Origin of the sequence: Gracilibacillus oryzae, assembly GCF_009498735.1 — a bacterium.
Classification (GTDB): Bacteria; Bacillota; Bacilli; order Bacillales; family Amphibacillaceae; genus Gracilibacillus; species Gracilibacillus oryzae.
This window is the reverse complement of the sequence record NZ_ML762424.1, coordinates 281872-301613: the sequence shown is the minus strand read 5'-3', so window position 1 is coordinate 301613 and position 19742 is coordinate 281872. Positions and strand designations below refer to the sequence as shown.

The following is a 19742-nucleotide window of genomic DNA, read 5'->3' as shown; positions in this document are numbered from 1 at the left end:
TAGGTATATAATGTGAATCTAAAGTTTGTTGAAGGAGGAATTGAAAATGGCAAAAACGCAAAAATCATTACCTGGACGTAATGAAATTCCAGAAGAACTTACGTGGAGATTAGAAGATATTTATGCAACAGATCAAGAGTGGGACAAAGAATGGCAAGCAGTGAAAGAGTTAATACCGCAATTCTCCGAATACCAGGGAAAGTTAAATGAATCAGCAGAAAAGCTTTATCAATTGTTTCAACTGCAGGATGAAGTGTCTGATCGTTTAAGTACATTATATACATATGCACATATGCGTTATGATCAGGATACAACCAATTCGACTTATCAGGCAATGAATGCAAAAGCAGAGAATTTATTAACTCAAATATCCAGTGCCATGAGTTTTATTACACCAGAGATTTTAACACTGGATGAGAAGACAATAGAACAGTATCTAGCTGAATACGAGCCATTACAGTTATACAAACATACACTTGATGAGATTAACCGCAAGCGGCCGCATATTTTATCAGAGAAGGAAGAAGTATTATTAGCAGAGGCATCTGAAGTAACAGACAATGCATCTCAAACGTTCGGTATGTTAAATAATGCAGATATTAAGTTTCCGGCAATTACGGATGAGAATGGAGAAGAAGTAGACTTAACACATGGTCGTTATATTAATTTCCTGGAATCAAAAGACGGTCGTGTGCGTCATGATGCATTCAAAGCAATGTATGAAACGTTTGGCAGTCTGAAAAATACGTTTGCTTCCACATTACAAGGAGTAGTGAAAAAAGATAATTTTTATGCAAAAGTACGTAATTATGACAGTGCACGCCAGGCGGCATTAAACAGCAACAATATTCCGGAAGCTGTCTATGATAACCTGATCGAAGCTATCCATGAAGGTCTTCCGTTATTACAGCGTTATATTGCTTTACGAAAGAAGATACTAGGACTAGACGAATTGCATATGTATGATCTGTATACACCATTAATTCAGGATGTAGATATGAAATTTAGCTATGAAGAAGCACAGAGAACAGTGGCAGATGCTTTAAAACCACTTGGAGAAGACTATTTAGATGTAATGAAGAAAGCATTTGAGGATCGCTGGATTGATGTAGAGGAGAATGTCGGGAAAAGAAGCGGGGCTTATTCATCAGGTTCCTACAGTACAAATCCTTATATCTTAATGAACTGGCAGGATAATATCAATAACTTATTCACATTGGCTCACGAATTAGGCCATTCCATGCACAGCTATTATACACATGAAAACCAGCCTTATCGTTATGGAAATTACTCTATCTTCGTAGCAGAAGTTGCTTCAACATGTAATGAAGCATTTCTGAATGACTACCTTGTTTCCAAAACAGATGATGTGAAAGAAAAGTTATATTTGCTTAACCATTTTCTGGAAGGGTTCCGCGGTACAGTTTTCAGACAAACAATGTTTGCTGAATTTGAGCATAAAATTCATGTTATGCAGCAGGAAGGCGAAGCGCTTACTGCAGATAAATTAACAGAAGTTTATTATGACCTTAATAAGAAATATTTCGGTGATGATTTAGTTATTGATGAAGAGATTGGCTTGGAATGGGCGAGAATTCCACATTTTTATTACAATTATTATGTTTATCAATATGCAACTGGCTATGCTGCAGCACAATCACTTGCTGCACAGATACTTGAAGAAAAAGAACCGGCTGTAAAACGCTATATCGAATATTTAAGTGCGGGAAGCAGTGATTATCCAATCGAAGTATTAAAACATGCTGGAGTCGATATGACAGAGAAGACACCAGTATTAAATGCTTTAAAAGTATTCGAAGAGAAACTGAACGAAATGGAAAATCTGCTGAAAGAAATAAATTAAACAAACGGCTGTCACATCTAGTGTGGCAGCCTTCCTTTAAATCCTTTGAATTTTCTTTTGTGAAAATAACAATATACAGATATGTAAATAGTAATAAATAACAGGGGAACAGTGAAGTAAACGGGGATTAGCCGCATTAAACCAAAAATGTTTAAGAATAATGCAAAAAGTGGCAATAAAAAAATTAACAGTCTCATCACAAGCACATCCTTGCCAATATTTTTTAACATCTTTTTATAAAAAATCACAAGCAGCTTTTCTTATCATTACTTTATGCGAAAGAAAAGCAATTAGAAGTGTGACACTTTTGTGAAATGATGCACAAACATATTGCCAGGTATAAGAAATCTTGGTATATTAAATGCATGAAATGTTTACAAACAAACCCCTTTGTTTGACCTAAACTTTCTCCCATCCCTTATCTAGTAATAGATAAAGAAAAGGACATGTACTCTTAATGTACATGTCCTTTTCTCTTTCTACATAAATGGTGCTGAGGCTGTTAGGCACCAGGCTAAGCAGTGACTTTCAACTTCTTGAGAAGTTCTGTTACTAATTACGGTGCTAGATGTCTGAAATATTACCACTTCAAAGTGATCTGTGAGGATCGGCAAACCCCAGTTGATCCAAATCTCACTTTATATATTTCCAGAAACAGCCGAATTTTACTGGAACCTTTTCGACTAGTTGTTTTAGTTGAAGTTTCTTTAATTCCTTTTCTGCCTTTTCCAGCGACCAGTCATAGACAACTGCAACTTCCTTTGTCGCGACAAATTCATATTGAGATAGAAAGTCAACTAAGTCGGGTTTTCTTGCTGGCAATGGTTCCTTCTGAAGCATTTGTTTCAAAACTTTCACATAAATATCATATGGATAAATTCCGGAGATTTTAATACCTGCTTCTTCATCGGATTCATTAAAGAAAACCATTGTTGGAACATATTCTACTTCCATTTCTTTCGTTATCTTTAAATCGCATTGTAATGCTTTCGCTGCAGAGTGGGAATAAAGGTCACTTTTAAATTCTTCAATATCCAAATTAAGCTGTCTTGCACATTCCAAAAGAATCCGCTCACTGGAGATATCTTTCTTCTCTAAAAAAGCCAACTCCTGAATTTTTCTTAAAAATCTCTTGCCAGCCTTTTTCCCCTGTAATTCTGCGGCTTTAACCGCTATAGAAGTAATCTTTGGAAAATGGATTGGATTCTCTAACCATAAATCTCCATCACAGCACATTCCTGTCCGATTGGCTGTTTTCTCCCAAATTTCTTTCAACTTTCTTGGTTGTTCAAATTTATCTTTGTGCAAATTGGTAAGCTGTCCGCTGAGTATAGGTCTAATCGTGAAAAAACGTCCATATTCTACTGTTAACTTCTTCAGATAAGGTTCAAATGACCAACATTCTGGACATAGTGGATCAACAAATACATAAATCTCGATCGGTTTCTTGAGCATATCAATAAAATGTAATCGAGTCGTCTGGTTACCATCTTGATGTTGCCATGATCCAGCTGAATTCCAATTCACAATGATTCTCCTTTCTCTGGGTCAGGTGTATTCATCATGTGATTGGCTGTAAGTGCCAAACGTTCAAAGATTGCGCTTCTGACAGGCTCATCAATTTGAACTTCTTCTAACGCACCCTGCATGCACTTCAGCCATGCGTCTCTCCTTACAGGAGTGATGGGAAAGCGCAAGTGCCGCTTTCTCATCATAGGATGCCCATGTTCTTGTATATATAATGGTGGACCACCAAAGAATTGTGTTAAGAATTGTTTTTGTTTACGAGCAACTTCGGTGAAGTCATCAGGAAAAATCGGGATTAGATCAGGATGTTTTGCAACACGAGCATAAAATGCTTCCACTAATCGATCAATTGTCTCTTCGCCACCTATTGCCTCATATATAGAGCGTACATCATTCATTTCTTCCAAACCTTTCATTCCACTTTTGTCCAACAAATTGTTAAAAAAAATTCATAATTGTTACTTTATTGTAACAGTTCGAGGTGGATTCTAGCAAATAATGTGTTTTGCTAATTTTCCCCGTATATAAAGTCTTTGACTGTTATTGTACAGATGTAAGACGAAACAATTCGTACTATAGTGTATGATAAAAACGAGCAATTTTGTTCATTGTTTTTCTTTCTGGAATATGAAATTGTTCTAATAATTGATGAAATACTGCCAACCCTTGTTTTTCTTCCTTGCATTCCAACTCTAATTCATAATCTTCCCGCCCATTATACCTGCTGTGGTCGAGTACGACTAATACATCCTGATAAGCTAATTCTGTTCGAGTTGTTTCTAATTTTCCGCCATATCGCAGCTGCTTCACATCAACACCTAAATGGCTTAATGCATCTGCAATCTCAATATCCGGCTGGATTTTGTTCTGGAACCATTGATCGGCTTCATTTACAGAAATATCCTGGTGTGTTTCTAACAGCCCGGGACCTAGAGGATTAGGCTGTTTTAAGGTTGCCGAAAAATGATTACCTTTTTCCCGTATTCTAAGCGCTGCGCCATTATTTTTCAAAGAAAATGTTTCTGTTTCAAAATAATGATTCATCTGCGTCATTTCTTCTTTCGAAAAAGACCGGAAAAAATCATGTAAAGCTGAAAATTCAGACTTTGTCAGTAAATTCTTAAATTCAATTTCGATTTCTTGAGACATCCGGATGCCACCTTTACTTCTATTCTAATCATATTGTGCTTCTTCTTGCACAAAAATGCAAAAATAATATACTAAGCAGTTTTGGTTCAGCTAACTTGAAAAAATGTGGTAATATATACTTAGATAAAGATTAGGTGGTGCTAGATGTGGATTGGAAAACTTTTTTGGCACCTTATTCACAGGTGGTAGAAGAATTAAAAGTGAAATTAAGAGGGATGCGTGCCCAATTCGAACATGAAACAAACCATTCGCCAATCGAGTTCGTAACTGGCCGTGTCAAACCTATTTCAAGTATTAAAGAAAAAATGCGGAGAAAAAAGATACCTGCAGAAAGAATGGAAACAGATTTGCAAGACATTGCTGGTGTAAGAGTTGTCTGCCAATTTGTTGATGATATATACGATATACTGAATCGTCTGAAATCTCGAAATGATTTTGAAGTAATAGAGGAACGGGATTATATTAAAAATAAAAAAGAAAGTGGTTATCGTTCGTACCATTTGATTATTGAATATCCTGTGGAAACTATTCACGGGGAACGGAGAATTATTGCAGAGATTCAAATCAGAACAATGGCGATGAATTTCTGGGCAACGAATGAGCACTCACTGAATTATAAATATGCAGGTCAGATTCCGGATAAAGTTCAAGCACGTTTGAAACGAGCTGCTGAAGCTGCATTCAGTATGGATGAAGAGATGTCAAAAATTAAGGATGAGATTCAGGAAGCACAAAGGATCTATCATTCGAATAAGCAGAAGCATTAATGATGGGGGTAATTAATATGCGTTTTAGTATTCTTTCAAAAGGTGATCAAAAATCAGACGTAATCAAAGGTCGTATGAAGCAGTACTTAGAAGAGTTTTCGCTTGAATATGATGAGAAAGAACCTGATCTTGTAATATCCGTAGGCGGGGATGGAACATTTCTGGAAGCTTTTCATACATATCAGCACCGTTTGGAAGAGACCGCATTTATAGGTGTGCACACAGGCCACCTCGGCTTTTATGCTGATTGGCTTCCTGATGAGATAGAAAAATTAATTATTGAGATTGCCAAGAATCCATCGGAAATTGTGGAATATCCATTGCTTGATATTATTATTCATCCTGCTGATAAAGGAGAAACCAAACATTTTCTCGCCTTAAATGAAGTATCTGTTAAATCAGTCGACAGCACGGTTGTAATGGATGTACTGATAAAAGGTGCACATTTTGAACGTTTTAGAGGCGATGGATTATGTATTTCCACACCTTCTGGAAGTACAGCATACAATAAGGCGTTAGGTGGTGCGATTATTCATCCTTCCTTAAATGCTTATCAAATTACTGAAATGGCATCCATTAATAATCGAGTCTTTCGTACCGTCGGATCACCATTAATCTTGCCTAAACATCATATATGTGAACTGAAGCCGCTTGATCATAACAAGAGCTTTTTAATTACAATTGATCATAATACAGACTCTTATTCGAATATTGATACAATTGAATGTCGGGTCTCCGAGAAAAAAATCCGGTTTGCAAGATTTCGTGCATTTCCTTTCTGGAAGAGAGTACATGATTCCTTTATATCGGATGAGCGCTAGAATTTCAGCGGAAAAAAGTGGATAAAAGTGCGTGTTCAAAAAGTCGCCGCTTATCATTTTGGTGAGTTTTTGAACATCCTTTAAAAGGAGTAAAATGAGTTGAAATGGATTATAGACAAACAGCATGATAAAACCCTCTTGCGGGAATATCTGATTGATGTAAGAGGATTCTCCAAACGAACACTCGCAACAGTAAAACATCAGGGTGGCAAAATTCTGGTTAATAATGAACCAAAAACCGTACGATATATTTTATCAGAAAACGATACAGTGGAGGTTATCTTCCCGCCGGAAAAAAGAAGTGAGTATATCCTGCCAGAGCCGCTTCCCCTGGATATTATATATGAAGATGATGATGTGCTTGTGATTAATAAGCCGCCAAATATGGCAACAATCCCTTCGCGTCACCATCCTGGCCGTACATTGGCTAATGCGATTCTGTACCATTATGATCAGAATCAGTTACCGTATACTGTTCATGTTGTAACAAGACTGGACCGTGATACTTCCGGGTTGTTACTTATTGCTAAGCATCGTTACAGTCATGCTATCATGTTCAGAGAACAGCAATCAGGGAAAGTAAATCGTACCTATCAGGCCATCGTTTCAGGAATACCTCAGCCTAAAGAAGGCCGAATTAACAAACCAATTGCTCGTGACCCTGATTCTATCCTCAAAAGAATGGTGGATAATGCTGGTCAGGAAGCGATAACGAATTACCGCGTCATGGAAGTCTGGAAGCAATATTCTCTTGTCGAAATAAGCTTAGAGACAGGAAGAACCCATCAGATCAGAGTGCATCTGACAGATATGGGACATCCTTTAGCGGGTGATCGTTTATATGGCGGAAGCCTTGACCATATCGGCAGGCAAGCATTGCATTGCACTGAATTAGCCTTTTATCATCCGATGACACGTAAAAGGATGAGTTTTACTTTACCATTAGCTGAAGATCTTGCCAAAATAAAACAGACTGAGATATAACTAATAGACTTTACCTTAAATACGAACGAGACTATTTTGTAGAAATGAACGCACGTACTTAGCGTAGTCAAAACACGAAGACTCCTGCGGGAACAGCGCGAGCCGAAGATCCCGCAAGAAAGCGGGCTTTGCTTTCTGAGGAAGCTAAGGCCGTGCCCGCGGAAAGCGAAGTGTTTTGACGGAGCGAAATATGAAACACCATTTTACATGAACAAAAAACCCGAAACAGTTAATAATTGTTCGGGTTTTGATGCGTATAAAATAGTTATGTCTCCTTCTTTTTCTATTCTAATACTTTGTGAATTTCTCTTCAACAAACGGCTGTCTTGAGGCGACTGACAGAATCTTCTCTTCCGGCAAGCTAAAAGCGGTCAGCTTGTTCCCAAAAACACAGCCAGTATCAATGTTAACCGATTTGTTTAAGAATCTTGGCTCAAGCACTGGAGTATGGCCATAAACGATCCATCTGTCACCAATATAATCTTTTGCCCAATCTCGTCTTATCGGCCGGCCATCTGGCAATGTTTCGCCAGTGATATCACCATAGAGAACAAAGGTCTTCACTTTATTGCCCTGCTTGCCAATATAATCTTCCTTAATCCCTGCATGTGCAATCACTGCATTTACTTCAGGGATTTCTAAATACAGGGGAGCTTGTTCATATAGCTCCATCATCATCTCTTTTACCGTATTTTGTTCTTTTTTCGATAATGCCATATATTCAGCAACGGTTGTTTCTAATCCATGCTGATGCTTTACTTTATTGCCAAGGAAATACCTGTACAGTTTATTGCAGTGATTACCTGGAACATAATAGGCAGTTTGCTGTTTTCTTACTAATTGATAGACCAGTTTAATTACCTCAATGGAATAAGGGCCGCGGTCGGGTAAGTCTCCAACAAAAGCGATTTTTCTTCCATCAGGGTGAGATAGTTTATCATCTTCCCAACTATAACCAAGTGATTCAATTAACTCCAATAATTCTTCATAACACCCATGGATATCTCCAATTATATCTACTTTCACGAAAAGACCTCACTTTTTAAGATTCATCAAACATATATGTTTTTAATCGATAATGAATGTTTAGCACAATTCCTATTGCCAGCATATAGGTCAATGTTGAACTTCCTCCGTAGCTGATAAACGGAAGTGGCAACCCGGTAATAGGCAATAACTGAATAGACATACCAATATTCTGAAAAACCTGGAAAGCGAACATACCGATAATACCTGTAATCATATAGCTTCCAAACGGGTCTCTGCATTTCAATGCAATATGAATTAATCGGTAAATTAAGAGAAAATATATAGTAATAACAACACTTGAGCCAATAAAACCAAATTGTTCGGCAATGGAGGTGAAGATAAAGTCAGTTTGGTATTCCGGGATTTTATAGGAAACTTCGAATTCACTCATCCCTTTACCTGATAACTGTCCTGACCCAATCGCAAGCATAGCCCGTGTTAATTGATAAGCATCACCTTGGCTGTTTTCATCAGGGTTAAGCCATGCGTTAAATCTTTCCCCAACGTGTTCTAGATCCTTTTCAATTAAGAATTGGTTGACTTGATCTGGTATAGTCAGATAAATAATAACAATGGATACGACAGTGATTAGTAATCCCCCGAATATGGATAAAATAATACGCCATTTAATTCCTGAAACAAGTATCATACATACTGTTATAGCAGTTAATACAAGTACACCGCCCAAGTCAGGCTGTTGTGTAAGGAAGAAGATGGGGACAATGGATGCCATTCCGATTTTTGCAAGTAACCAGAAATCCATTTTTAGTGTGTGCTCCGGATATTTTTCATTATGTGCAACAATAATATGTGCTAAAAATATAATTAGAAAAACTTTCATAAATTCAGCTGGCTGCAATGAACCAAAACCATGAATTTGAAACCAGCCCCATGCTCCATTAACAGAATCCGCAATTCCTGGCGGGAAATGAAAGAAGAGCATCGTTAAAGCAATAATTCCTAAACCGTAAAATATCCACGAAACCTGTCTTAATCTGTCATAATCAAAAAACATGATGACAATGATTGCAACCGTTCCGATAATATACCACTGTATTTGTTTTTGATAGAAAACAATCCCTAACTTTTGAATTAAGTATGGATTTAATGTATATAAAGTAAAGATACTAATTATTGCAAGAGCAATGATGATTAAAATAAGTGTGTAATCAATTTTTGAATTTTTGTTATCTTGAGACATGTATAGTTACCTTTCTGCTGTAATCTTCTTTTACTAGTATAGTGTATTAATGTAATTTTGAGAAATAAAAATAACACATTTGTAAAAAATGGTTCAAAATATACATTGTTCAGACAAGTTTTTTAAAAGAATGTAAAATTAGCGTAATTATTTAGATGATATGTTATTCTTTAAATACTTAAAAAAGAAAAAGATGTTGAGACTTGTTTTGTTTGATACAAATCCATCGAATGTTGCTGTGGAGATCCAAAAGAAGTCTTGAAGTCTTACGTAGAAGGAAAACTGACGCATCCACTAATATCCGGTGAATGCGAGTTTTTCAGTGAGTTAGGAGGCGCAAATATGGAACACCTAGAGAAACATGAAAGAATGCAGATGTGGCAAAACATCCAGCAGGCATTGATCAATGAACAAATGGATCAATTCAGAGCGGAGTTTTTAGAGTTACATCCATATGATCAGGCGAAAATCTTCGAGGAACAAGATGAAGATATACGCTTTCTCATCTATACTTATTTATCTCCAGAAGAAATGGCGGAGGTAATGGAGCATGTAGATCGAGATATAGTGAATGAGTTTATTTCAGAAATGGTACCAGCATTTGCTGCAAAAATATTTGAAGAAATGTCGACAGATGATGCTGTAGATATACTCAATGAACTTGATAAAAATAAAGTGGCAAGCTTCCTGACAATAATGAATAAAGAATCTTCTGAAGAAATTAAACAATTGCTTCATTATGAGGAAAAAACAGCCGGTAGTATTATGACAACTGAATTTGTTGTCATTAACCATGATATGACAGTAAAAGAGGCAATGCGCCATTTACGAAAAGAAGCACCAGAGGCAGAAACAATTTACTATATATATGTTGTTGACTCAGATAAGAAATTAGTTGGTGTTATATCATTAAGAGATTTGATAATAGCAGAAGGAGACTGGCTTATTCAAGATGTAATGAGCGAACGAGTAGTATCTGTTCCGGTAGGGGAAGGTCAGGAAGACATTGCACAGATGATGAGAGATTATGACTTTCTGGCATTACCAGTCGTGGACTTCCAGAATCATTTGCTTGGGATTATAACTGTCGATGATATTATGGACGTTATGGAAGAAGAAGCAAGTGATGACTACTCCAAACTTGCCGGTATCTCTGATGTAGAGAGATTTGGGGATACTGCGCTGCAGGCAGCTAAGAAACGATTACCATGGTTGATCGCATTATTATTCCTCGGAATGTTTACTGCAAATATTATTGCCCGCTTTCAAGGAGCCCTTGAACAGGTTGCCCTTCTCGCAGCATTTATACCAGTTATAGCCGGTATGGCAGGAAATACAGGAACACAAGCTCTGGCAGTCGCTGTCCGCAGTATTTCAAATGGTGATATGGATAAAATCGGGAAAGCTTCTGTTATTTGGCAAGAGGCGAAAACAGGTGTGATTACAGGGACAACTTGTGGAATCTTAATAACTTTGATCGTTGCCTTTTGGTATGGAGAATTGTATTTAGGTATTCTTGTTGGTATATCGATTATGGCTACATTATTTGTTGCTACAATTGCCGGAGCATTTGTACCTTTAGTGATGCACAGATTTAATATTGACCCAGCGGTTGCTTCCGGTCCTTTCATTACAACGTTAAATGATATTATATCAATGTTTATTTACTTTGGACTGGCAACTGCTTTTATGAATTTATTAATAGGTGGAGGTTGAGATAGATGGAACATGGAGAATCAATTAGTTCATTGGTTATTGTCGTCATAGCTGCTTTTTTGACACCAATATTGCTGCACAGGTTTAAGCTCAAAATGATTCCGGTGGTTGTGGCAGAAATTATTGTTGGTCTAATTATCGGACAAAGTGGATTTGATTTAGTAGAGGAAAGTAACTGGCTGGAAACATTATCAACATTAGGCTTTATTTTCCTTATGTTTTTAAGTGGTTTAGAAATAGACTTTACACTATTTTCCAAGAAGAAACAACGGAATCCAAAAGATAATAATATGCCAAGTCCTGTTAAAATTGCTACATTAGTTTTTATGGGTATTTTTATTCTATCATTCGGTCTTTCTTATTTATTTGTTCTGTTCGGCCTTATCGATAATGTGTACTTAATGACATTAATCATTTCGACCATTTCATTAGGTGTTGTTGTGCCTACATTGAAAGAAGCACAGGCAATGCAGACGACAATTGGACAAACGATCCTGCTTATTGCAGTTATTGCAGACTTAGTAACAATGATTTTACTAGCTGTGTTTGTCTCCTTTTACAGTGAAGACTCGGGTAATATGTGGCTTCTGCTAGTTCTGTTTGCTGTAGGGGTATTGCTTTACTTTGTAGGGAAACACTTCAGAAACCAGTCATTTCTCGAGACAATGTCCAAAGGAACGATACAGATTGGAACACGAGCTGTTTTCACATTGATTATTTTTCTCGTTGCCTTATCTGAATCTGTAGGTGCGGAGAATATCCTGGGAGCATTCCTTGCGGGATCATTAGTTTCTCTCCTTGCACCAAACCAGGACTTAGTCCATAAATTAGATAGTTTCGGGTACGGATTCCTGATTCCTATTTTCTTTGTAATGGTCGGTGTTGAACTGAACCTTTGGGCACTTTTTGATGAACCAAAAGTGTTAGCAGTAATTCCATTATTATTTATTGCACTACTCATTTCCAAAGTTATTCCTGTTGCTATACTAAGAAAATGGTATAACACCAATACTGTAATTGCAGCAAGTATGCTTCTGACTTCTACATTGTCGCTTGTAATTGCTGCAGCAACTATAGGGGAGAGACTGGGAGTAATCACGAGTGAGATGAATGGAGCATTAGTATTAGTTGCTGTTCTATCTTGTATTATAACACCTGCTTTCTTTAAAAAATTCTTTGTTAATGAAGAAGAAGTACAGTATGTTGAATCAATTGCCTTTATCGGAATCAATCAGGCGACAATTCCGGTTGTCCGTGAGTTGGATTCAAAAGAATATGAAGTTCATCTGTATCATACTCGACAAGATAAAATTGAGGATAATCAAACTAGATCTATTTTCGATATTAATCAGTTAGATAATTATGATATAGCAACATTAGAAGCAGCTGGTGTTTTTGACCATGATATAGTTGTTGTCTCAACAGGTGAAGAAGAAAAGAATGAAGAGATCGCAACATATGCCAAAAATAATGGAGTAGAGCGGGTAATTGCCAGAATTGAGATTCAGGCAATTGAAAAGCGTCTTAAGGAAATAGGGGTAGATGTATTCTCTGTCCTTCTCTCATCCAAAACATTACTAAAAGCACTAATTGAAGCGCCAAACGTTGTGAACATCTTTACACAACAAGAATCAGCACTTTATGAGATTAATATGAACAATTCCCAATATGAAGGGATACTGCTTAGAGAGTTTCCATTTACCGGAGATGTGATTATGGTTCGTATTTTCCGTGGCAAGGATTCGATTGTCCCGCATGGTGATACAGAATTAAGGGTAGGAGACAGGCTTGTTGTGACAGGATCTCATGAATATGTGGGAGATTTACAAAGATTATTAGAATATGTTTAAGCAAAGAAAATGATTGTGATAAACTTCCAAATTAGATAAAATAGTAGCAGGTACTAATAATAAGTTATATATATTATCTAGGAGGTAATGGGATGAATTTTTCCTTGGAAGGCCGCACATATGTTGTGATGGGTGTAGCAAATAAACGTAGTATTGCCTGGGGAGTGGCACGTTCACTTCATGAAGCTGGAGCACGCTTAATCTTTACTTATTTGAATGACCGCTTTGAGAAGCCAATCAAAGATCTTGCAGCTACTTTAGAAGGACAAGATGCATTATTTTACGAATGTGATGTAACAAATGATCAGGCAGTAAGTGATACATTTGCACAAATAAAAGAAGATGTTGGAACAATTCATGGTTTAGCTCACTGTATTGCCTTTGCTAATAAGGAAGATTTACAAGGGGAGTTTGTTGATACGAGCCGTGATGGTTTCTTATTGGCACATAATATCAGTGCATACTCCTTAGTGGCTGTATCGAAAGCCGCTGCACCATTAATGACTGACGGTGGCAGTATTGTTACATTAACTTACCTTGGCGGGGAACGTGTTGTGAAAAACTATAATGTGATGGGTGTCGCTAAGGCAAGCTTAGATGCAAGTATGAAATATTTAGCAAATGATCTTGGTAAACATGGTGTGCGAGTTAATGCCATTTCAGCAGGACCTATCCGTACCCTTTCTGCAAAAGGTATTGGCGACTTTAACTCTGTCCTAAAGAAAATCGAAGAAGAAGCACCATTGCGCCGTACCATTACTCAAGAAGAAGTAGGCGACTCAGCTTATTACTTATTAAGTAACTTGTCCCGCGGGGTAACAGGGGAAATTATCCATGTTGATGCAGGATACAATATTTTAGGTTTATCATAATTACATTGGAAGACAGCCGTTTTATCAGCTATGAGCGGCTGTTTTTTTTATTGGTTTGGATGTTTGGGTGTTCAGTTTCAGTGGTATATCAATCGAGAGTTCCCAGTGAAGTGCCGGATTTGATAGGAAGAAGCGATTATCCTATCAAAACAAACAGGAGTAGCAACAGATATGATAGGAAGAAGTGATTATCCTATCAAAACACACAGGAGAAGCAACAGTTATGATAGGAAGAAGTGATTATCCTATCAAAACCAATAGGAGAAGCAACAGATATGATAGGAAGAAGCGGTTTACCTATCAAAACACACAGGAGTAGCAGTAGATATGATAGGAAGAAACGTTTATCCTATCAAAACGTATAGGAGTAGCAGCAGAAATGATAGGAAGAAGCGATTATCCTATTAAAACGCGCAGATGTTGTATCTGATTTGATAAGAAAATTGCTGCATCTATTATGCTCAGTTTTTTTATTACTCATGCCTTTCTGCTATAATGAACCAAAGGGTGGTGGAGTTAATGCAAAGAATTATTTTATTTGATGGTGTTTGTAACTTATGCAATTCTTCGGTTCAATTTATTATGAAGCATGATCCAAATATGTATTTTCAGTTTGCCTCGTTACAAAGTGAAGCGGGGGAAAAGCTGACATCGAAGTATGAAGTTCCAACAACAGTTGAGAGTGTTGTTCTCATTGAGGGTGACAGATATTATACAGAATCAACAGCTGCCCTGAGAATTGCCAAAAAATTAAATAAGTTCTATCCACTGCTGTATGCCTTTATCGTGATTCCAAAACCGCTCAGAAACATTATATACAAATTTATTGCCAAAAACAGGTACCGCTGGTTTGGGAAGCGGGAGAGCTGTATGCTGCCAAATCCACAAGACCGTAAGCGATTCTTGTCATAATAAAAAGCCGCATGAATTTTCATACGGCTTTTCTCGTCTCTATAAGAGGATGTTCAATAAGTCACCAAATGATAAGCGGCGAATTTCTACGTTGGTTTGCGAGTCCGCTTCTCACGTATTCAACCCATACGTTCCGAGGCTCCTCACTGCACCGCCTCGACCTTCTTGCTTCTAATTTGCCGACTTATTGAACACGTACTAGAAGAGGATGTTCAATAAGTCACCAAATGATAAGCGGCGAATCTCTACGTTGGTTTGCGAGTCCGCTTCTCACGTATTCAACCCATACGTTCCGAGGCTCCTCACTGCACCGACTCAATCTTCTTTGCTTCTAATTTGCGACTTTTTGAACACGTACTTTAAGCATTTTCCTTTTTACGTCGTTTTAATGTATTTAATCTCGCTTCTTCTCTAAATGCTTTGAAAATAGAAAATACCATGAGAATCATGATGATCGCAAATGGGAATGCCGCTATAATAGAAGCTGTTTGCAGTGCATTTAATCCACCTTGCCATAATAAAACGGCTGCTGTTCCTGATTGAACAAGGCCCCAGGCAACCTTTACTTTTGCATCAGGATTCAGATCCCCATTAGTTGTCTGCATTCCAAGCACAAAAGTGGCAGAGTCAGCAGATGTAATAAAGAAGGTACTAATTAATAAAATTGCCAGTACTGACAGAAATCCTGTAAGCGGGAAGTTTTGTAAAACAGTGAATAATGCTGCTTCCGAACCAGTTGCATTCATTTGACCAAGAATATCCACTCCTTGGTTCATTTCCTGATGAATGGCAGAACCGCCTAAGACACTGAACCATAATGTACCGAATAAAGTCGGAACAAGTAATACACCAGTGACAAATTCACGAACAGTACGTCCTCTTGATACACGTGCGATAAACATTCCAACAAATGGTGCCCATGCAATCCACCAAGCCCAATAGAAAATTGTCCAGTCCTTGAGCCAGCTTGCATTGTCTTCATTAAATGGAGCCATTCGGAAACTCATTTCAGGTAAATTGGAAATATATCTGCCTAATGTAGTAGTAAAAAAGTTCATAATGAAATTAGTAGGACCAGTAAATAACATAAAGACAACTAATAAAATTGCTAAAATAACATTGGTTGTACTTAAATATTTAATTCCTTTGTTCAAACCTGTAAGGGCCGAGAGCATATACAGAACGGTAACAAGAACAATAATAATCATCTGAAGTCCGATTGTATTGGATAGACCATCTATAACAAAAGTCAGTCCGCTTCCGATCTGCTGTGCACCAAGTCCAAGAGATGTTGCCACACCAAAAATAGTGGCAAATACGGCAATGACATTAATTAAAGTCCCAAGGCCACCATTCATTTTATCACCATAAAGTGGTTTCAATGTGCTGCTGATAAGACCAGGTTCATCTTTTCTAAATTGAAAATAAGCTAGTGCCAATGCAAGGGTTGCATAAACTGCCCATGGGTGGAATCCCCAATGAAAGAAGCTGTATTGCATGGCAACTCGAGCCGACTCAGCCTCAGTTGCTGTTGCATATGGCGGAATATGAAAATGCCAGATTGGTTCTGCTGCGCCCCAGAATACTAAACCAATTCCCATACCTGCACTGAATAACATACCAAACCATGTAATATAGCTGTACTCAGGCTTGTCCCCATCTTTTCCAAGCACAATGTTTCCATATTTAGAAACGATCAGGAATATTGCTAAAATAACAAATCCGGTTGCTACAAGTAAGTAGAACCAGCCAAATCTAGTTACTAAAAAGCCTTGGATTAATGTTGTCACATTATCAAGGTTCCACTGTGGTAATGTTTCTTTAGGTATGATTCCCCACAAAATAAATAAAATTGAAATTGCTAATGAAATATAAAAAACTTTTGTAACTTTGTGCATCATATCATCCTCTCTATACAGTTATTATTGCACTCATTACAATTCCCAAATAAGTTTTATCTATGCGCCAGTAAAGACACAATGTTTTATATCCTAACAAAATTATTAATAGAATTCAACCAATACAAAAAAACTCTCCCACGATAATGGGAGAGTTACTGGGGAAAACAGGATTACAATACAGATACTGCTGGAAGACAAGTGATTGCACAGAAGCAAGACAAGTCAACAGTAATACAGATACCAGTACGTTCTAAGTCGTCTACACGCTCATTTTCTAACTGGTCACATGGTTCGTCACATGCATTTTGATCGTTTTCAAATGCAAGTAATTCTAAGATAGCACAGCAGTCGTCACTTACTTCATTCACACGGAAGATAAAGCTCTCAATACATTCGAATCTAGCATGGTTGTTTTCGTTTTCGATAACAGCACCAGAAGCTTTAAAAGGTTTCAAACCCTTACCATATAGAATGAAAGGAACTGTGTCTAAACCGTTTGCTGTAACTGGAGATACTAAGCTGCGGATTGATTGTGCACAGCTGATATCACAATGCTGATCTACTACATCATCTTGTGCGTCTGCAATTGCACGTACAACGTCACATACACAGTCTTTGCTTGAGATTGGTCCTAATTCGTCACATGAACTTCCAATATTTTGTTTACCCATTTTTTATTAACACTCCTTGAAATAAAGTTTTTCGTTAACACTATAATCTATGTGGGTATCCAATAGATGTATAGACGAATGACACAATTATTAAATAAAAAAACCAATCCATATGCACAGAATTAGGCGTTTGTCATAACATGAAATATAACAAATGTGCAACAGGAGGAATGTATGATGAGTTCCACTAGAAAAAGTAAACAATCGCCAAAATTGTATTTGCATCAACCGACTCTTTCTGAACCTGCAAGCAAAATGCAAACAATATTTCAAACAAATAAAAAAACAAAACGAAAAGAAGCACCAAAGCAAAAAGAAACAGTGAGTGAGGGCAGCTCAAACAAAAAGAAATTTAAAGAAATGACGATCTTGGAAAAAGTAGAACATTTTGCAGCAATGCCAATGCACCTGCCTCGTGTTCGCTGTGAAATTATCACAGAAAGAAAGAAATATTATGGCTTTATCCAGCGCTATCAAAATGACATGGTTTCCATCAGAACAGCAAGTAAAGCAGAGGAAGTATCGGTACCTTTAAAACAGATACAGGCAATTAATATAGCAGGTTTTTAACGTGATATGTAACAACCTGTCGTGATAAATGCATAGGATATATCGGCAAATAATTTAGATTGAAGGAGGCATTATTGATGTCAGAAAAGAAGAAAGTTATTTATGTGAAAGATCTTGTCATCAAAGCAGACAATGTACGAATTGAACCATCGCATCACCATCGTCCGGATCCTTTTTTTGGACCTAGGCGAGGAGAAACATTGGGAGAAGCGGAAGAAAAAGAACATCATGAAGAGGTTGAAGATATCGCAGAAGAAAATGATGACGATAAAAAAGATCATGATGACGACAGAAGACCATTTTCCTGGATCTAAAAAGGTAAAAAACAGGTTTTGAAAACGGATTAGTGGGTATAGGTAAACAAAGGAATAAGGGGGAGGCTATCGTATGGGATACATTCTGCCAGTCGATAATTTTCAATATCAGCAATATCATAATCGTGTCACTAAAACTGAACGTGACCCATTTCCGATTGAGGAACTATACCCGATTCAATTCAATATGGATTATGAAAGCGAAAAATTAAAAGAAAAAACAGGTCAGAAATATGAAAGTCCTGAAGTCTTCGGGAAACAATCCAGCAGCTATATCTCTTCAAGCAGTATTAAAAATGAAAAAATATATGCCCAGGTAACAGGAAAAGGTCGAGAGTTTGTTGCTGAAGCATAATAAGACAGCTAGCACCATAGCTGTCTTATTATTTTGCCTGCTTCTGAATATATAACCCATTGTTTTTATCATATTCGCCATAGAATACTTCTTTAACAGAATTTATTTTCTGCTTCCTTAATTCCTTTTGCAGCCAGTTTTCATCAAACCCCATTTCCGTTAGGTTATCCTGAATGATTTCACCATCATTTATAACCATAAATGGCAACACAACCTTTTCTGCGGGAAGGTCGAAATCCTGCTTTTTTGGTGTCTGATAATCTGATTTCTTAAGTACTGAAACTGTCCCATCTGTTTCTAAGATTGCATATTCAACTTCCTGTACGGAAAATACATCCTTCGATCTTAATAAGTGAAGCAGCTGATTCATATCAAGCTTCCCTTTTTTCATAACTTCCCGCTGTAACTTCCCATGGTGAATAATAATGGAAGGACTTCCTTCTAAAAGAGACCTCGATTTCTTTACTTTTTGTGTGATCATTTCTGTTATAAATAATAATACTCCCCATAATAGGACAGCAAAAGCAATGTCAGGTATACCGACTTCTTTATCATAAAGGGCATTACCAACTAATTCCCCTAAAATAAGTGCAGAAATAAAATCAAAGGCAGTTAATTGTTTTATCTGAGTTTTCCCCAACGTTTTTGCGAGAACAAATAATGTGACAAACCCGAACAGTGTTTCAACGAAAATAGAGCCAAATTGCATGTAAGATCCCCACCTTTGTTGTAAATCATTATATCTTTCACAAAAAGGGAGGAATTATGCATTATTAAAAAAGAATGCCGGACACTCAGTAGTATCCGGCATGCTGTTAAAGGGCTTTAGTCATTGTTACATGAGGAATTCCTGCATCCATAAATTCCCCTGAAACTGTTTCATATCCAAGCTTCTTGTAAAAGCTTTCTGCTTGTGTCTGACCATTAAGTTTTGATTTATCCATTCCTTTTTCCTTCGCAACTTTTTCCATATAGATCAGCAGCTCTTTTCCAAAGTTTCTGCCTCTATATTCATGAAGAATACAAATACGCTCCATTTTCCCATATCCCTCAACAAATCGCATTCTGCTGGCCGCAACTGGCTTGTCCCCAATATAACCAACAAAATGAATGGCTTCTGATTCCAGTTCATCAATTTCCAATTCTTCAGGTACATTCTGTTCATCAACAAATACGGTATATCTTACAGAATAAGCATCCTGTAACATTTGTTCATTTTCCACGATTTTTATATCCATT

At 37.2% G+C, this 19742-nt stretch carries 20 protein-coding genes; 11 read left to right on the top strand and 9 right to left on the bottom strand.

Going from position 1 to position 19742, the window contains the following annotated elements; genetic code table 11:
- The first annotated feature begins 46 nt into the window (after positions 1 to 46).
- The gene (gene pepF / locus F9U64_RS01510; protein WP_153401005.1) at positions 47 to 1864 is read left to right on the top strand and encodes an oligoendopeptidase F; all 1818 of its coding nucleotides are present in this window, start codon (positions 47 to 49) and stop codon (positions 1862 to 1864) included.
- Positions 1865 to 2497: 633 nt separating this feature from the next.
- Here the strand turns inward: pepF and F9U64_RS01505 are convergent.
- The 3 genes from F9U64_RS01505 to F9U64_RS01495 all read right to left on the bottom strand — a co-directional run bounded on the left by F9U64_RS01505 (position 2498) and on the right by F9U64_RS01495 (position 4540).
- A complete protein-coding gene (locus tag F9U64_RS01505) occupies positions 2498 to 3391 on the bottom strand; it encodes a ClpXP adapter SpxH family protein (protein WP_323125811.1) in 894 nt (297 codons plus the stop codon).
- On the bottom strand, positions 3388 to 3807 hold the full coding sequence (locus tag F9U64_RS01500) for a globin domain-containing protein (RefSeq protein ID WP_407647253.1): 420 nt from the start codon (positions 3805 to 3807) through the stop codon (positions 3388 to 3390). Before F9U64_RS01500 ends, F9U64_RS01505 begins: the two co-directional genes overlap by 4 nt.
- A 157-nt stretch (positions 3808 to 3964) precedes the next feature.
- A complete protein-coding gene (locus F9U64_RS01495; protein WP_153401004.1) occupies positions 3965 to 4540 on the bottom strand; it encodes a CYTH domain-containing protein in 576 nt (191 codons plus the stop codon).
- 146 nt (positions 4541 to 4686) lie between these two features.
- On the opposite strand from F9U64_RS01495, the gene F9U64_RS01490 reads away from it, so the two are divergent.
- The 3 genes from F9U64_RS01490 to F9U64_RS01480 all read left to right on the top strand — a co-directional run bounded on the left by F9U64_RS01490 (position 4687) and on the right by F9U64_RS01480 (position 7112).
- Complete coding sequence (locus F9U64_RS01490; RefSeq protein ID WP_153401003.1) at positions 4687 to 5307, top strand: GTP diphosphokinase; 621 nt, start codon at positions 4687 to 4689, stop codon at positions 5305 to 5307.
- Positions 5308 to 5324: 17 nt separating this feature from the next.
- Positions 5325 to 6128 carry an NAD kinase gene (locus tag F9U64_RS01485; protein WP_153401002.1) on the top strand — a complete coding sequence of 268 codons (804 nt, stop codon included), beginning with the start codon at positions 5325 to 5327 and terminating at the stop codon, positions 6126 to 6128.
- Positions 6129 to 6227: 99 nt separating this feature from the next.
- Entirely contained in the window at positions 6228 to 7112 is an 885-nt protein-coding gene (locus F9U64_RS01480) for an RluA family pseudouridine synthase (protein WP_153401001.1), read from the top strand.
- Positions 7113 to 7400: 288 nt separating this feature from the next.
- Here the strand turns inward: F9U64_RS01480 and prpE are convergent, their stop codons facing one another.
- Complete coding sequence (gene prpE / locus F9U64_RS01475) at positions 7401 to 8138, bottom strand: bis(5'-nucleosyl)-tetraphosphatase PrpE (protein ID WP_153401000.1); 738 nt, start codon at positions 8136 to 8138, stop codon at positions 7401 to 7403.
- A gap of 16 nt (positions 8139 to 8154) precedes the next feature.
- Positions 8155 to 9342 carry an FtsW/RodA/SpoVE family cell cycle protein gene (locus F9U64_RS01470; RefSeq protein ID WP_153400999.1) on the bottom strand — a complete coding sequence of 396 codons (1188 nt, stop codon included), beginning with the start codon at positions 9340 to 9342 and terminating at the stop codon, positions 8155 to 8157.
- 342 nt (positions 9343 to 9684) lie between these two features.
- Between F9U64_RS01470 and mgtE the strand changes: the two genes are divergently transcribed.
- From mgtE to F9U64_RS01450, 4 genes are all read left to right on the top strand, one after another.
- Positions 9685 to 11058, top strand: a complete 1374-nt coding sequence (mgtE, locus tag F9U64_RS01465) for a magnesium transporter (RefSeq protein WP_153400998.1) — start codon at positions 9685 to 9687, stop codon at positions 11056 to 11058.
- Positions 11059 to 11063: 5 nt separating this feature from the next.
- Entirely contained in the window at positions 11064 to 12908 is a 1845-nt protein-coding gene (locus F9U64_RS01460) for a monovalent cation:proton antiporter family protein (RefSeq protein ID WP_153400997.1), read from the top strand.
- 92 nt (positions 12909 to 13000) lie between these two features.
- Positions 13001 to 13780 carry an enoyl-ACP reductase FabI gene (fabI, locus tag F9U64_RS01455; protein WP_153400996.1) on the top strand — a complete coding sequence of 260 codons (780 nt, stop codon included), beginning with the start codon at positions 13001 to 13003 and terminating at the stop codon, positions 13778 to 13780.
- A 519-nt stretch (positions 13781 to 14299) separates the two neighbouring features.
- Complete coding sequence (locus F9U64_RS01450; RefSeq protein ID WP_153400995.1) at positions 14300 to 14692, top strand: thiol-disulfide oxidoreductase DCC family protein; 393 nt, start codon at positions 14300 to 14302, stop codon at positions 14690 to 14692.
- A gap of 359 nt (positions 14693 to 15051) precedes the next feature.
- Here the strand turns inward: F9U64_RS01450 and F9U64_RS01445 are convergent, their stop codons facing one another.
- Both F9U64_RS01445 and F9U64_RS01440 read right to left on the bottom strand, forming a co-directional pair.
- Positions 15052 to 16590: a glycine betaine uptake BCCT transporter gene (locus tag F9U64_RS01445; RefSeq protein ID WP_153400994.1), complete on the bottom strand. Its 1539-nt coding sequence runs from the start codon at positions 16588 to 16590 to the stop codon at positions 15052 to 15054.
- Positions 16591 to 16763: 173 nt separating this feature from the next.
- Entirely contained in the window at positions 16764 to 17264 is a 501-nt protein-coding gene (locus F9U64_RS01440) for a CotY/CotZ family spore coat protein (RefSeq protein WP_153400993.1), read from the bottom strand.
- Positions 17265 to 17441: 177 nt separating this feature from the next.
- Between F9U64_RS01440 and F9U64_RS01435 the strand changes: the two genes are divergently transcribed.
- The 3 genes from F9U64_RS01435 to F9U64_RS01425 all read left to right on the top strand — a co-directional run bounded on the left by F9U64_RS01435 (position 17442) and on the right by F9U64_RS01425 (position 18503).
- Positions 17442 to 17834 (top strand): CotO family spore coat protein, encoded by a 393-nt coding sequence (locus F9U64_RS01435; RefSeq protein ID WP_194287247.1) that lies wholly within the window; start codon positions 17442 to 17444, stop codon positions 17832 to 17834.
- A gap of 77 nt (positions 17835 to 17911) precedes the next feature.
- Positions 17912 to 18148 carry a hypothetical protein gene (locus tag F9U64_RS01430; RefSeq protein ID WP_153400991.1) on the top strand — a complete coding sequence of 79 codons (237 nt, stop codon included), beginning with the start codon at positions 17912 to 17914 and terminating at the stop codon, positions 18146 to 18148.
- A gap of 73 nt (positions 18149 to 18221) precedes the next feature.
- Entirely contained in the window at positions 18222 to 18503 is a 282-nt protein-coding gene (locus F9U64_RS01425; protein WP_153400990.1) for a hypothetical protein, read from the top strand.
- 28 nt (positions 18504 to 18531) lie between these two features.
- Here F9U64_RS01425 and F9U64_RS01420 read toward each other — a convergent pair whose 3' ends face one another.
- Entirely contained in the window at positions 18532 to 19212 is a 681-nt protein-coding gene (locus F9U64_RS01420) for a YetF domain-containing protein (protein ID WP_153400989.1), read from the bottom strand.
- 106 nt (positions 19213 to 19318) lie between these two features.
- Positions 19319 to 19741, bottom strand: a complete 423-nt coding sequence (locus F9U64_RS01415) for a GNAT family N-acetyltransferase (protein ID WP_153400988.1) — start codon at positions 19739 to 19741, stop codon at positions 19319 to 19321.
- Position 19742: the final 1 nt, after the last annotated feature.

Coding starts and splice junctions, on each gene's coding strand:
- F9U64_RS01420 (WP_153400989.1), bottom strand. CDS start 19,212: ATGCAATTTGGCTCTATTTTCGTTGAAACACTGTTCGGGTTTGTCACA.
- F9U64_RS01495 (WP_153401004.1), bottom strand. CDS start 4,540: ATGTCTCAAGAAATCGAAATTGAATTTAAGAATTTACTGACAAAGTCT.
- F9U64_RS01415 (WP_153400988.1), bottom strand. CDS start 19,741: ATGGATATAAAAATCGTGGAAAATGAACAAATGTTACAGGATGCTTAT.
- F9U64_RS01440 (WP_153400993.1), bottom strand. CDS start 17,264: ATGGGTAAACAAAATATTGGAAGTTCATGTGACGAATTAGGACCAATC.
- pepF (WP_153401005.1), top strand. CDS start 47: ATGGCAAAAACGCAAAAATCATTACCTGGACGTAATGAAATTCCAGAA.
- F9U64_RS01470 (WP_153400999.1), bottom strand. CDS start 9,342: ATGTCTCAAGATAACAAAAATTCAAAAATTGATTACACACTTATTTTA.
- F9U64_RS01425 (WP_153400990.1), top strand. CDS start 18,222: ATGGGATACATTCTGCCAGTCGATAATTTTCAATATCAGCAATATCAT.
- mgtE (WP_153400998.1), top strand. CDS start 9,685: ATGGAACACCTAGAGAAACATGAAAGAATGCAGATGTGGCAAAACATC.
- F9U64_RS01450 (WP_153400995.1), top strand. CDS start 14,300: ATGCAAAGAATTATTTTATTTGATGGTGTTTGTAACTTATGCAATTCT.
- F9U64_RS01460 (WP_153400997.1), top strand. CDS start 11,064: ATGGAACATGGAGAATCAATTAGTTCATTGGTTATTGTCGTCATAGCT.
- F9U64_RS01485 (WP_153401002.1), top strand. CDS start 5,325: ATGCGTTTTAGTATTCTTTCAAAAGGTGATCAAAAATCAGACGTAATC.
- fabI (WP_153400996.1), top strand. CDS start 13,001: ATGAATTTTTCCTTGGAAGGCCGCACATATGTTGTGATGGGTGTAGCA.
- F9U64_RS01430 (WP_153400991.1), top strand. CDS start 17,912: ATGTCAGAAAAGAAGAAAGTTATTTATGTGAAAGATCTTGTCATCAAA.
- F9U64_RS01445 (WP_153400994.1), bottom strand. CDS start 16,590: ATGCACAAAGTTACAAAAGTTTTTTATATTTCATTAGCAATTTCAATT.
- F9U64_RS01435 (WP_194287247.1), top strand. CDS start 17,442: ATGAGTTCCACTAGAAAAAGTAAACAATCGCCAAAATTGTATTTGCAT.
- F9U64_RS01500 (WP_407647253.1), bottom strand. CDS start 3,807: ATGAAAGGTTTGGAAGAAATGAATGATGTACGCTCTATATATGAGGCA.